Origin of the sequence: Bacillus gobiensis (assembly GCF_001278705.1) — a bacterium.
Taxonomy (GTDB): domain Bacteria; phylum Bacillota; class Bacilli; order Bacillales; family Bacillaceae; genus Bacillus; species Bacillus gobiensis.
On the sequence record NZ_CP012600.1, the window covers coordinates 2,134,635 to 2,148,158 of the forward strand.

General features: G+C 40.9%; 15 protein-coding genes. 2 read left to right on the plus strand and 13 right to left on the minus strand.

The features are described from left to right. Nucleotides 1-10 precede the first annotated feature (10 nt). Nucleotides 11-949, minus strand: coding sequence for a DHH family phosphoesterase (locus tag AM592_RS10655; protein WP_053603788.1), 939 nt, complete (start codon nt 947-949; stop codon nt 11-13). 137 nt (nt 950-1,086) lie between these two features. Between AM592_RS10655 and AM592_RS10660 the strand changes: the two genes are divergently transcribed. Beyond that, nucleotides 1,087-1,395 carry a YtpI family protein gene (locus AM592_RS10660; protein ID WP_053603789.1) on the plus strand — a complete coding sequence of 103 codons (309 nt, stop codon included), beginning with the start codon at nt 1,087-1,089 and terminating at the stop codon, nt 1,393-1,395. A 20-nt stretch (nt 1,396-1,415) separates the two neighbouring features. Here the strand turns inward: AM592_RS10660 and AM592_RS10665 are convergent, their stop codons facing one another. The 7 genes from AM592_RS10665 to AM592_RS10695 all read right to left on the minus strand — a co-directional run bounded on the left by AM592_RS10665 (nt 1,416) and on the right by AM592_RS10695 (nt 8,310). Then, a complete protein-coding gene (locus tag AM592_RS10665; protein ID WP_053603790.1) occupies nt 1,416-2,738 on the minus strand; it encodes a DRTGG domain-containing protein in 1,323 nt (440 codons plus the stop codon). Nucleotides 2,739-2,966: 228 nt separating this feature from the next. Further along, a complete protein-coding gene (locus tag AM592_RS10670) occupies nt 2,967-3,650 on the minus strand; it encodes a metal-dependent hydrolase (protein ID WP_053603791.1) in 684 nt (227 codons plus the stop codon). A 63-nt stretch (nt 3,651-3,713) separates the two neighbouring features. Next, nucleotides 3,714-4,481 carry an SDR family oxidoreductase gene (locus AM592_RS10675; protein ID WP_053603792.1) on the minus strand — a complete coding sequence of 256 codons (768 nt, stop codon included), beginning with the start codon at nt 4,479-4,481 and terminating at the stop codon, nt 3,714-3,716. 125 nt (nt 4,482-4,606) lie between these two features. Continuing rightward, a complete protein-coding gene (argH, locus tag AM592_RS10680; RefSeq protein ID WP_053603793.1) occupies nt 4,607-5,992 on the minus strand; it encodes an argininosuccinate lyase in 1,386 nt (461 codons plus the stop codon). Next, entirely contained in the window at nt 5,989-7,200 is a 1,212-nt protein-coding gene (locus AM592_RS10685) for an argininosuccinate synthase (protein WP_053603794.1), read from the minus strand. The genes argH and AM592_RS10685 overlap by 4 nt, the downstream gene beginning before the upstream one ends. Nucleotides 7,201-7,347: 147 nt before the next feature. Next, complete coding sequence (locus tag AM592_RS10690; protein WP_053603795.1) at nt 7,348-7,872, minus strand: MogA/MoaB family molybdenum cofactor biosynthesis protein; 525 nt, start codon at nt 7,870-7,872, stop codon at nt 7,348-7,350. Between the two features lie 102 nt (nt 7,873-7,974). Further along, nucleotides 7,975-8,310, minus strand: a complete 336-nt coding sequence (locus AM592_RS10695) for a DUF4183 domain-containing protein (RefSeq protein WP_053603796.1) — start codon at nt 8,308-8,310, stop codon at nt 7,975-7,977. Between the two features lie 224 nt (nt 8,311-8,534). Here AM592_RS10695 and AM592_RS10700 point away from each other — a divergent pair, with 224 nt between their 5' ends. After that, nucleotides 8,535-8,915: a DUF4183 domain-containing protein gene (locus AM592_RS10700; protein ID WP_053603797.1), complete on the plus strand. Its 381-nt coding sequence runs from the start codon at nt 8,535-8,537 to the stop codon at nt 8,913-8,915. 260 nt (nt 8,916-9,175) lie between these two features. On the opposite strand, the gene AM592_RS10705 is transcribed toward AM592_RS10700, so the two are convergent. The 5 genes from AM592_RS10705 to AM592_RS10725 form a co-directional block, all read right to left on the minus strand. After that, on the minus strand, nt 9,176-10,375 hold the full coding sequence (locus AM592_RS10705; RefSeq protein WP_053603798.1) for an acetate kinase: 1,200 nt from the start codon (nt 10,373-10,375) through the stop codon (nt 9,176-9,178). Between the two features lie 278 nt (nt 10,376-10,653). Further along, the gene (locus tag AM592_RS10710) at nt 10,654-11,655 is read right to left on the minus strand and encodes a class I SAM-dependent methyltransferase (RefSeq protein ID WP_053603799.1); all 1,002 of its coding nucleotides are present in this window, start codon (nt 11,653-11,655) and stop codon (nt 10,654-10,656) included. 106 nt (nt 11,656-11,761) lie between these two features. After that, nucleotides 11,762-12,265, minus strand: a complete 504-nt coding sequence (tpx, locus tag AM592_RS10715; protein ID WP_053603800.1) for a thiol peroxidase — start codon at nt 12,263-12,265, stop codon at nt 11,762-11,764. A 117-nt stretch (nt 12,266-12,382) separates the two neighbouring features. Further along, nucleotides 12,383-12,832, minus strand: a complete 450-nt coding sequence (gene ytfJ, locus AM592_RS10720; RefSeq protein ID WP_053603801.1) for a GerW family sporulation protein — start codon at nt 12,830-12,832, stop codon at nt 12,383-12,385. Between the two features lie 37 nt (nt 12,833-12,869). Then, nucleotides 12,870-13,523, minus strand: a complete 654-nt coding sequence (locus AM592_RS10725; RefSeq protein WP_053603802.1) for a DUF2953 domain-containing protein — start codon at nt 13,521-13,523, stop codon at nt 12,870-12,872. Nucleotide 13,524 lies beyond the last annotated feature (1 nt).

Sequence of the window (13,524 nt, forward strand, 5' to 3'; positions counted from 1 at the left end):
CCCGAATCCATTAGAATGCTTTGCACAGCTCTTCCAGGTCGTCAATAATTTCACTGACAGTGCTCCATTCTGAAATCGATGCTCCGGCGGCTAACGGATGACCGCCGCCCTTATATTTTTTAGCGATTTCATTAATGACTGGCCCTTTCGATCTGAATCTTACTCTGATTTGATTTTCTTCTTCAACAAAGAATACCCACGCTTTAATGCCTGATATGCTTCCGAGTGTCCCTACCAGCTGAGAAGCCTCAGTTGCGGTAACTTTGTATTTCTCCAAAATATCTTTTTTGATAATGACGGAAGCGACTCCGGCTTCAGATAATTCAACATGCTGATAAATGTAACCATTGAGTTTAACCACTTGCAGTTTCGTTTCATATAATTGATCGAACAGCACTGTAGAAGAAAATGGATATTCGATCAGCTCCCCCGCATATTTTAATGTCTTTTTCGTTGTATTTGGAAAAAGAAAACGTCCGGTATCTCCGACGATTCCGGCATAAATCAGCTCAGCGGCTTTCGTGGAGATTTCCCAGCCTGCATTTTTTCCTTCAAGGTAAAGCTCATAGATCATCTCACTAACAGAACTTGCTTCGGTATCTACCCATAAAAGGTCCCCGTAAGGGTCTTCATTTGGGTGGTGGTCAATTTTAATAAGCTTATCGCCTTTCCCAAAGCGGGAATCGCAAATCCGCGCTTGGTTCGCGGTATCACAAACAATGACGAGCGCTCCTTTATAAATCTCATCTTCGATTTCATCCATCGGATATAAAAAGGAAAGGGAAGGCTCAGGAGTTCCAGCCACATAAATTTTTTTATGCGGATACGATTGCTTCAATAGTTCCGCAAGCCCGCACTGGGAACCATAAGCATCCGGATCTGGCCTTACATGTCTATGTATTATTATTGTGTCATATAATGATATCGTTTTTATTACTTCACTTTTCATCCGTTTGCTCCTTTTTTGAAAGACTTCTTCATTTCATTTAAACACAACGAGGTTAAAAGAAAAACATTTACAGCTAGAAAGAAATCACAACTACCGATAAAATAAGAATGTGACGACTGACAATTGGGGGAAAAATTATGCTTGTTCTTACGTTAATCATTTGTCTTTTTGCCTTTGCCTACTTATTTTATAAAGTGCGGGCCATCCGTGCGAAACGTTCGATTGAAAAAGACGTTTTAAATTCGAAATCAAGCATGTCACTAGGTCTGTTTATCGTCTCTTTCGGCCTGAATCAGCTTCTATTAAACCGATCTACTTTGGCCGTAGTCATCGGAATCTTGTTTATTTTGGTCGGTGCCGGCAGTGTTTGGGCTGGCTATAAAGCATACAGGTATTACAGCCCTATTTTTGAAAAAGAATTGCAAAGAGAGAACCATCATGCATGAGGGGCGGCAAAATCGTCCCTTTAGCTTCTTTCCATGAGCTGTACCATCATCATAGCTTTGCCGACAATGTTTCCCTGATGAAACACTTCGACGTCCAATTTTCCGAACTTCCTGCCGACTTCAAGTATTTTCGGTTCGATTTCAATCACGGCCTCCATTTGAACAGGCTTTAGAAAAAAGATCGTAATATTTTCAATCACAACCTCGCCTTTTTTTCTTGATCGCAAATATCGGTTGGCGGCCTCGGTCAAAATCGTCGTAAATACCCCATAAGAAATGGTGCCAAGCTGATTTGTCATTTGCGGGGCAACTTCATACTGATAACGGGCCCCACTCGTATCCTTGCTTTCTTCAGTTTCTTTGAATCCTCCTGCTACGATGTCATCAAGCTTCTCTCCAACCTGGGGCTGCTTTTGAATCATTTGCAGAGCCTTTAATACATCCTGTCTGCTAATCATTCCGATGAGCTTTTGATGATCGTTAATAACCGGCAATACTTCGATCCCTTCCCACACCATTAGCTGGGCAGCAGAAGCGACCGAGGTTTTTCCGATCACTGTTATTGGTTTTTTTGTCATCACTTTTTCAACCAAGACATTTTTATCAAAGCCTGCAATGTCCTTCGAAGTTAAAATTCCATGGATCCGCATCTGTTTATCTATAACGGGAAATCTGCCGTGACTTGTTTCCGAATTCTTTTCATACCATTTCTCCAGCTTGTCTGTCGGCGAAAGATAGACTGTCCGCTCCAAAGGGGTTAAAATATCCTCCACCATCACTATCTCTTTTTTTATGAGCTGATCGTAAATCGCACGATTGATCATAGCAGCTACTGTAAAGGTATCATAACTTGTCGAGATAACCGGCAATTCATGCTGATCAGCCAAGCGGATAATCTCTTCCTCCGTATCAAAACCGCCGGTCACAAGCACCGCTGCGCCAGCCGCCAGAGCATGACGATGCGCGTCAGTCCTGTTGCCGACAATCAGCAAGTTTCCGGCTCCTGTATATCTCATCATTGCATCTATTTCCATTGCCCCAATGACAAATTTATTCAATGTCTTATGAAGTCCTGATTTCCCTCCGAGGACTTGTCCATCTATTACGTTAACGACTTCTGCATACGTTAATTTTTCAATATTTTCTTTTTTCTTTTTTTCTATTCTAATCGTGCCGACTCTTTCAATTGTACTGACGAACCCTTTGTTTTCTGCATCTTTAATGGCGCGATAGGCTGTGCCTTCACTTACTTTCATCTCTTTGGCAATTCTTCTGACCGAGATCTTTTCTCCCACTGGCAAAGAGTCAATAAATGTCAAAATCTGTTCGTGTTTGGTTGTCAACCTGTTCACCTTCTAGAATCAATTCTTACTATGTATTATAATAGGTAATCAGAATTATCCGCAATACGACGTTGCCTTGTATTCCCGGCAAAAAAAACAAGCCGCCTAACTTCAGGCCTGTTAAGCGAACTTGTTTGCACCCGCATAAACGGTCAGAAAGCCCCACTCCCCGGGAACTTTCAGTCATCATTAGGATTAATTGCCCCAAAAATCCGGAATTGGTTCACCTTACAATTCGATTGAATCTCCGACTTCCATTACCTTTCCTACACCGCCGGGCAGGCTTTCGGCAAAGGCATAAGGATCCTGTTTGATCGGCGGAAACGTATTATAATGAATCGGAACCACTCTTTTTGCTCTAACCCATTCAGCTGCAATTTTCGCATCATCAGGACCCATCGTAAAATTATCTCCGATCGGTAAAAAGGCAAGGTCAATTGAGTTGAGCTCGCCAATCAGCTTTAGATCAGAAAAGAGTCCAGTATCACCTGCATGGTAAACCGTTTTATCATCGACCGTCAGCAAGATCCCTGCTGGCATGCCAGTATAAATAATTTCTTTATTTTCCTCATCCGTCACAGCAGAACCATGAAACGCTTGCGTTAATTTGACTTTGCCGAAATCGAATTCTCTTCCTCCGCCAATATGGAGCGGGTGAACCTTTATGCCTTTCCATCCCAAATAAACTGCAAGCTCATTTGGAGCAATGACAAGCGCATCATTATTCTTGGCAATTAACTCCGTGTCCCCCACATGGTCATTATGTCCGTGTGTAAGTAAAATGACATCCGCCTTGACATCGTCTGGTTTTAAATCCGTCAAATTATTCCCAGTTAAAAAAGGATCAATGATAATTCGGTGGCTTTTTGTTTCCACTGCAACTACTGAATGGCCATGAAATGATACTTTCAATTGTTACACCTCATTTTTTTAATCGTTTATACTTTTTTCCCTGAAAAGTTAAGAGTAAAACCATTAACGGCTCGAGGAAGCTCGTAAAACATCCAGTCCTCCTGCAGCCTCAATCACAGCTCCGGTTATCATATCCGAATCTTTCTCACAAAGAAACGTAATAATTCTTGCTATGTCTTGCCCTGTACCTGAGCGGCCAATCGGAGTTTTGTTTTCCTCTACAGAACGTGCATAATCAATCGATGCTTCTTTCATTTTGCCAACGATATCACCGGGACAAACCATATTGGCGGTAATGCCTGCATCAGCTTCCTCGATGGCAATTGATTTGGTCAGTGATACTAACCCGGTTTTTGCAGCTCCATACGCGGAACGGTGAAGCCAACCGGACGCATGGCCGGCTCCTTGAAAGCCATATGTAATGATTCTGCCAAACCTCTGGCTCCTCATGGCGGGAATGACCGCCTTGAACAAGTGAAAGACAGCGCTTAAATTGCCTTCCATCATTTCATACCATTCTTCGTCTGTATAGTCTGCAAGTTTCTTTCTTTGAAAAATATAAGGACCTGCATTGTTTATTAGAAAGTCCACTCTGCCAAATTGGGTTAAGGCTTTTTGAACCAATTGGCGCATGTCATCCTTTTGTGTGGCATCCCCTTTGATAAATTGCAATCGATCAAGGTACTGGCTAAACTGCTTTTTCAACTGGTTAACGGCTTCTTCGTCCTGTCTGTAATTGACTGTTACTGAATAGCCTTTTTCAAGCAAAGCTTCTGTCACTTTCCTGCCTAACCCCTTTGATCCAGCGGTTATCAAAGCATGCCTTCTCATCTTAGCCTCACCCCCAAAGCTTGTCTTTTTCACTACAACTTGACTTTACTACAAAATTGCAAATATATCATTCCTAAATCACAAAAAAATAAGCCACCCTAAAAGGATGGCTCGATTTTGGCAAGTTATTCTTTCACAGTTGACATGATAGATTTTGCCTTTTCAATAGCTTCTTCTACCTTCTTAAAACCGGTTCCGCCCGCACTCATTCTCTTCTTAACTGCCGCATACGGATCTAGTATCTCAAATACGTCCTCTTCAAAGAGATGGCTTGCCTCACGGAACGAATTCAATGAAAGATCAAGTAAATATTTATTTTCTTCAATGCATGTGTAAACAAGTTTTCCAACCACTTCATGAGCTTCACGGAAAGGCATTCCTTTTTTCGCCAGGTAGTCGGCGAGCTCGGTTGCATTTGAAAAATCCTGCATCGTAGCTGTTTTCATTATGTTCTCGTTGACTTTCATGCTTTCAATCATACCGGCAAAAATCTTCAAGCTCCCTACCACTGTTGTCACGGTATCGAACATACCTTCCTTATCTTCTTGCAAATCCTTATTATAAGCAAGCGGAAGTCCTTTCATGATCGTAAGAAGTCCGGTTAAATTACCGTATACCCGACCAGTTTTCCCGCGAATTAATTCAGCCATATCTGGGTTTTTCTTTTGCGGCATCATGCTGCTTCCAGTAGCATAAGTATCATCAAGCTCAATGAATTTGAATTCCTGAGAGCACCAAAAGATAATTTCCTCGGCAAATCTGGAAAGATGCATCATTAAAAGACTGCTATTCGATAAAAACTCGAGAATAAAGTCCCGGTCACTCACACCATCAAGGCTGTTTTCATAAATCGAATCAAAGCCAAGAAGCTGGGCGGTATATTCCCTGTCAATAGGGAACGTTGTCCCGGCAAGCGCCCCGCAACCAAGAGGAGATTTATTGATTCGTTTCATGGAATCAGAAAAGCGCTCCTTATCCCTTTCCAACATCCAAAAATAAGCCATAAGGTGGTGGGCAAACGAAATCGGCTGGGCACGCTGAAGATGGGTATAACCGGGCAAAATCGTTTCCACGTGCTGCTCAGCCTTTTTGATTAGCTCGTGTTGGAACTCGCCAATCAGCCCTATGACCATCTCTGTATTCTTTTTTAAATACAGGTGCATATCTGTCGCTACTTGGTCATTCCGGCTCCTTGCCGTATGAAGCTTGCCTCCTAGAGGGCCGATCTCATCAATCAAAAGCTTCTCCAGATTCAAGTGTATATCTTCATAATCGGTGCTAAACTGAAGCTCGTTGTTTTTTGCTTTTTCAAGAAGACGCTCCAGCCCGCTTTTGATCTGGAGCTCTTCTTCTCCGGAAATAATCCCGGTTTTTTTCAGCATAGCAAGATGGGCAAGAGACCCTGTAATATCTTCTTCTACGAGTTGCTGGTCAAATGAGATGGAAGCTCCAAATTCATCGACCCATTTTTCTGGTGTTTTTTGAAATCGGCCTCCCCACAGCTTTTTCATGCTTTAACCTGCTCCTTTTTGTTCACCATACTGTTTACTTTCGTAGGCAAGCCCCAAAGCTCAATAAAGCCGATCGCTGCATTATGATCGAACGCATCTTCTTTTGTATACGTTGCAAGCTTTTCATCGTAAAGGGAATATTCGGATTTGCGCCCTTCGACAATAGCATGGCCTTTAAATAGTTTTACGCGCACGACGCCTGACACATTTTTTTGCGTCTCTTCTAAAAATGCTTGAAGAGCCTTAGTCAGCGGAGAAAACCATAAGCCGTTATAAATGACTTCAGCCATTTTTTGTTCAATGACAGGTTTAAAATGAGCAACTTCTTTAACTAAAGTTAAATCTTCGAGCTCTTTGTGTGCTTTTAAGAGCGTAACAGCACCCGGACATTCGTAGATTTCTCTTGATTTGATACCAACAAGCCGGTTTTCCACATGGTCAATTCTTCCGACACCGTGCTTGCCTGCCACTTCATTAAGCTTTAAGATGATGTTCGCTGGAGTATAAGAAACACCATTCAGCGCAACAGGGATACCTTTTTCAAACGAAATTTCGATCGTTTCAGGTGTATCCGGCGTATTTTCAAGCGGCTGAGTCAAATCGTAAGCTCCTTCCGGAGGTGCAGCCCAAGGATCCTCTAATACACCACACTCATTGCTTCTGCCCCAAAGGTTTTGATCAACGCTGTACGGGCTGTCAAGTTTGATTGGAACCGGAACTCCGTGTTTTTGGGCGTATTCAATTTCTTCCTCCCGTGACCATTGCCAATCACGAACAGGTGCAAGCACTTCTAAATCAGGATTTAGAGATTTGATCGAAACTTCAAAACGAACCTGGTCGTTTCCTTTTCCAGTACAGCCGTGAGCTACAGCTTGAGCATTTTCTTGCTCCGCAACCTCGACCAGCTTTTTGGAAATCAATGGACGGCTAAGAGCGGAAACAAGCGGATATTTTCCTTCATACATCGTATTCGCCTTTAATGCAGTCATGGCAAAATCAGCGGCAAACTCTTCTTTTGCATCGATCACATACGATTTTGATGCGCCAACCTGAAGTGCTTTTTGCTGAACAAACGCTAAATCTTTTCCTTCACCAACATCCAGGCAACATGCAATGACATCATAATTTTGTTCTTGAAACCATTTTATCGCAACAGAAGTATCAAGACCTCCTGAATATGCAAGGACTACTTTTTTCTTTTGGACCATTTTGAAGACCCCTCTCACAGATGTGTATAAAAATTAGTTTTTATTCATAAAAATGCATTTGATATGTATATACTCTAACAAGTTATTTTTCTTTTTTCAACCTTTTCATAAAAAAAATTCATCCACTCGATTGGATGAATAAAAAGGTTAAGTATTTGATTGCCTATCCTTCCTTATTTCCCTTATCACATGGGCAATTTCCGGTACGATGAGTTTATTCATTGCAAGCTTAACGGCACCGCTGGATCCGGGTGTGGAAAAAACGGCTGTATGCATAATAACTCCTGCTTCTGCTCTTGAAAGAATCGCTGCTGAACCAATATCCTCTGTATAACTAAGCATCCTGAATAACTCGCCGAACCCGGGTATCGTTTTATCAAACAAAGGAGATATCGCCTCTATCGTGACGTCTCTTGAGGCAATTCCCGTCCCGCCATTTAAAAGAACAGCATCGGTTTCATTATCTCTGCATCCCGCAAGGACACATTCTCTTATGGCTTCAAGCTCGTCCTTTACAATGTGATGCCTGATGACAATATGGCCAGCTTTTTTTAGGAGTTCAATCATTAATTTGCCGCTTTTATCGGTTTCATAAGTTCTAGTGTCACTGACCGTTATAACATGACAGGACACCCGATTGGGCGCTTCTTTTTTGTGTTCCTCTACGCTCATTGTTTCACCCCTGAAAATTAATACATAAAAAGCCTTGTAAACAGTATACACGATTCTGTTTATAAGGCTAAATGAAAACAAAACATAACCATGCACTGGGGTTCATAATTTTATCATTTGCAGGATTAACGGCGCTCCTTCAGTCGGTACGTCAGATGTTTTCAATATGATGGCTCCGCTCTGTACATCGTAGCTTTCCTTAGGCTGCAACACTCCGTTTATAAAAAGATTCATGTATGATACTTTACAAGGGTCAAGTATGACTTGCTTTCCTAAGTCATTGATTCCATCTTCTTCTGTGTAAATTCTTTTTTGGCCATCTGAAATCGTATAAAACTCATAAATGTTTAATTTCTTAGGTATATGGAATTGAACCTCTTCTGAAGCTACAGTCGGTATAGTAAGCAATGGTTTTTTTACATTTCCTTTATCGTTCATTTATTCATCACTCCGAACTACTGAAACTTCACTTTGACAGGTAAACAATTCGGACTTCTGCGGACAATTGACTTCATCCTTCGACCTGGATAAATCCTCTACATTTTATCAATTCAGTTTAAAAATGTGCCTGTTTATTTTTTAATCCTTTATAAAAAATTTATAGGCAACTGTCTATACATTTACATAATATGAAGTGATCTGATGAAAGGGAGGGAAAATGATTGCCACTTCAAATCATGAAGCCTGCAATTACTACTGATTCAACAGTTACTGTAGTACCAACAGTTAAAAGATTTTTTAACGAGGCTGCAGAAACTGTAACCGGAAAAGGAAATTTAACAATTGCTGTTGAAGACTTCTGGACAGATACTGGAGCAGACGCAACTGCACTTCCTGCATTAACTGCAGATAATAGTTATTACAACGTTTATGTGAATGGTGTACTGCAAATGGAAGATTTATTAGACTACACTCCCGGAGGTTCAGGGACTGGGAAACTTGTCATTACTGTCCCTACAGGCTCAACTATTGAACAACATTCTCCTGTAGTTCTGGTTGTTACTTACTTCGCTCCAACATCTGATATCACTATTTTCAACTAATCTTTTGGAGCCTCTGAAATTGGTTATTCAGAGGTTTCTTGTGGGAAAAACTTGTGTGGTTGCATGGATTCCGGCCTGTTAGATCATGCGGATTTTCCTCCGGCGATCTTCCGAACAAGACCTGCCTCCTCCTAAATGTATTACGCAGCCAAAATGCCGGCGGATCTCTAAGAAAATGCAATATGTATTTTCTCAACAAATAAAAAACAACCTCCTCTCATGCTGGTTTATAACATGAAAGGAGGTTGTTTAAATCACTGTTAAATCAACGTTTTTTTCGCAATTCTTTCTACGTCTCTGGCAATCATGACTTCTTCATTTGTTGGAATAATGATTACCTTTACAGGGGAATGCGGGTAGTTGATAAATGCTTCTTCACCGTGCGTATTATTTAATGCAGGGTCCCAGTATACGCCCATGAACTCAAGTCCGTTAAGAACGCGTGAACGAACTTCGGCGCTATTTTCACCGATTCCGGCAGTAAAAATAATCGCGTCAATTCCGCGCATTCTTGCAGCGTATGAACCGATGTATTTATGAATTCGTTCTGCAAAAACATCTAGGGCTACTTCAGCACGCTGATTTCCTTCAAGGGCTGCTTCATGGATATCACGAAGGTCGCTGGAAAGACCGGAGATTCCAAGTAGTCCGCTTTTCTTATTTAAGACGTTCAGCACTTCTTCCGCTGTTTGGCCTGTTTTTTCCATAATAAAAGGAATCAAAGCAGGATCAATGTTTCCAGAGCGTGTACCCATCGCTACTCCGGCAAGAGGGGTGAAGCCCATAGACGTATCAATTGATTTGCCGCCTTCTACTGCTGCGATGCTGGCACCATTACCTAAATGGGCTGATATCAAACGAAGCTCTTCCAAAGGACGTCCAAGCAGTTCAGCAGCACGTTCCGTTACGTATTTATGGGAAGTTCCATGGAATCCATATTTACGGATGCCAAATTTCTCATAATATTCATAAGGAAGGCTATATAAATAAGATTGCTCAGGCATTGTTTGATGAAACGCAGTGTCAAAAACAGCAACTGCAGGAACTTGCGGAAGTATTTCCTTGAAGGCTTTAATTCCAACGAGGTTTGCCGGATTGTGCAGCGGAGCAAGTTCTGAAATCTCTTCGATCTCCCTGATCGTTTCATCCGTCAATAAAGTCGAATCGCTGAATTTTTCTCCTCCGTGGACTACTCGGTGCCCAATTCCGTCAATTTCATTTAAATCTTGAATGATTTGAAACTCAGTGAGCTTTTTCAAAAGCATTTTTACGGCAATGGCATGATTCGAAATGTCTGTTGTTTCCGTGTTTTTTTCACCGTTTACAGAAATGGTGAATATGCCTTGATCCATACCGATCCGTTCAACTAAGCCTTTCGTAAGGACTTTTTCACTGGGCATTTCAAACAGTTGAAATTTTAATGAAGAGCTTCCCGCGTTAATTGCAATGATTTTGGACATGAATGTCGCTCCTTTTACTCAGGTATATAATGAAAATTCAACGTTTACAAGGGTATGTCGCTTGGCCCTTTTGAATTTTTCAGGAAGTATTTGTTCTGCTCCAAGCTATCAAGCAGTATAAATGATCTGTAAAAAACTACTTATCAATAATCTGACTTATTCATTTAAACATTGAAAAACATACTTTGCAAGCCTTATCAGTTATGATAGTGCTTTCATTTTAAAATTATTTTCTGGAAAAAAGAGTAAACATAAGCCTTAAAAAACAAGACAGAACTTCACCGTTCTGTCTTGTGGTCTGTATTTTCCTTAATCCATCGTTCCAATTGATTCATTATACGTACCATGCCATTTTTATCAGAGAATGAAGGAAGATCGGCAGCCAAAATTTGCTTGGGCGCTGTAATGTTATCTCCTTTTTTCCGTAATACAAGTATGCTTTTTCCGAAGGATTCGTTTTTAAAAATAGAAGAAGGGAGTTTTAATATGGCATAAATATAAGCTTCTTCTGTTAAAAACGAGGTGAGCTTTTTGCTTTCCGGTCCGACGAACAGCTGATTTGGAATAACAAAAAACAAATGGCCTCCCGGTTTTGTATATCTAAGGCTCTGTTCAATAAATAAGTAATGTGAGAAGGAATGACCTTCATCTGCCTTAAGTTGATAACTCTTTGCGGCTTCGTCATTTGGATAATAACCAACCGGCAGATCACTGATGATCGTATCCACTTGCTCGGCAAAAACGAGCTGTAGGCTGTCTTGATTAAAAAAGCTGACTTCTTTCTTTTGCATATCGGCTTGTATAAAAGCAAGTTGTATTAAAATATCATCTATGTCTGCCCCATATATTTTGCCCAACTTGCCGGACATATGATTCAAAACGGTAAATAAAAGATTTCCCGTTCCAACCGCAGGATCCATTATACTGACCGGCTCTGTCCCTTGATTGAATTTATTAAATAAATAACTAATAAACAAACCAATCGTATCAGGTGTCATTTGCCGGTTTGGATGGTAATTTTTCATACTTTTTAACAAAGACAGCTGAAGAGCTTTTCGAACCGTTTCTGCCTCAAGCTCATCAATATCATCATATTTCTGTAATAGCTCTTTTATCTTCTCGGCTTTCTCCTCTGATAGGTCCAGGTGCAGGGATTTTTCCAGGAATACTTCACCTGCTTCTGCAAGAGCTTCCAGATAGGATACCTGCAAATCTTCTGAAATAAATTCGGCAGCTGAATCCATAAAATCGTACAATCGTTCAATATTATTTCTTTGCATTGCTTACTCTCCTTAACCTCCATCGTTCCCGCCAGAGGTGAGCTTTATCCATTGTTCATCATAGCGAAAAAAAAAGCCCCGGTCAAAACCGAAGCTTTTCGTGCCCTTATTTTACAGCTGATTTAGCTGCCTCTATTGCTTTTTCATAGTCAGGATGATTCGTTGCTTCACTAACGTATTCTGTGTAAACAACTTTCCCGTTCTCATCCAGAACAAAAACGGCACGGGCGAGCAACCTCAATTCCTTAATATAGACACCGAACGCTTCACCGAAAGACATCTCACGATGATCAGACAGTGTTTCCACGTTTTCAATGCCGTTAGCTCCGCACCAGCGCTTTTGCGCAAATGGTAAATCTGCACTTATTGTATATACATTCACCGGCCCTAAATTTACTGCTTCTTCATTAAATTTGCGAGTTTGCGCATCGCATACGCCTGTATCCAATGATGGAACTACCGATAAAACAGCAGCTTTTCCTTTAATTTGTGAAAGTGTTACCTCTTCCAAAGAATTAGACAATACTGTAAAATCAGGTGCCTGATCCCCTACCTTTACTTCTTCACCTATTAGCGTTACAGGATTCCCTTTAAATGTAATTTCAGCCAATTCAATACCCTCCTTCAATATGTATAGTTCTACTATAAAAGAGATTAGGCCATTCTGCAAAGCAATATGATTATAGTTATTCAGGCAAAAAGCCAACTGCATATGCAATCGGCTTCTTTACAATTGAATATCTTCTTGAAGATTTTTATCTCTTCTATGATCTTTTTCGTTCTTTTTAAACATGTCTTGGATCCGCTCAATCGCTTGCGGCGCGGATTCAACCAGTTTTTCAAGCAAATGGGTATTTTCATCCAAATGAAGCATTCTGACCCCTGTCGATCCTACAATTAAAAAGGCGATCGGTGTGATTGATACCCCGCCTCCGCTGCCGCCTCCGAAGGGAAGCTTATGCTCTTTTCTTTCTCCATCAGCAGATTTTGATTGGAGGTTTGCGGCGTTGAATTCACTGCCGCCTGCTGCAAAACCAAACCCCACTTTGGATACAGTTAAGATTACACTGCCATCCGGAGTTTCTACAGGGTCACCTATAATCGTATTGACATCAATCATTTCTTTTAAGTTTTCCATTGCCGTTTTCATTAAGCCTTGGATCGGATGATCTGCCATTTTCTTTCCTCCTTACACAGCCTGAGATGGTTTTTTTCTAGCTTTTAGATTCTAAAGGCTGAGGCTTATTGACAAGCGTTCGCTTGCTCCCTCGCCAATATGTAAGTAATCGAATCGCTGCACCCATAGCATGTCCCATCCGGAAAGATAATATACACGTCAGATTCGTTTTTGACTCAGCGTGAAAAAAGGAAGGAATCACTTCAATTTCAGGCCTGATTTTCAATTTTAAATTCTGATCCAGCAAAGCAATACACGAACCTTTGATGGCCCACGCGCTCCCGCATATGATTCCTGTTAATGCAGCATCATTTATTCCGATTACAGATTTCCATCGGAATTCAGTTACATGAACATGCTTTAAAAATCGTCTGACTATTTTTTGCAAGTGAACGACCCGCTTTTTTATTTCATTAAGTTGTTCGAAGTAATTTTGCATATCTTCACTGCCGACTTTTCCTTTGCTTTCTTTCTTTCCGACATTGGATTCTGATTTTACATCAATCGTTTGATCCTCTTTATTCACCTTTATCGAAGGGAATTCTTTTTTGATTTTCACCAATCCCCCCAGAAGCCTGATGACAATCGTGAGTCTGTCATCATCTTTGTCATGCTTATATCTTATAGTTATTGAAATTTTCATAACAAATAACAGGGCAACAAGAATTAATCCAAAAGCTAAAAAAAACATA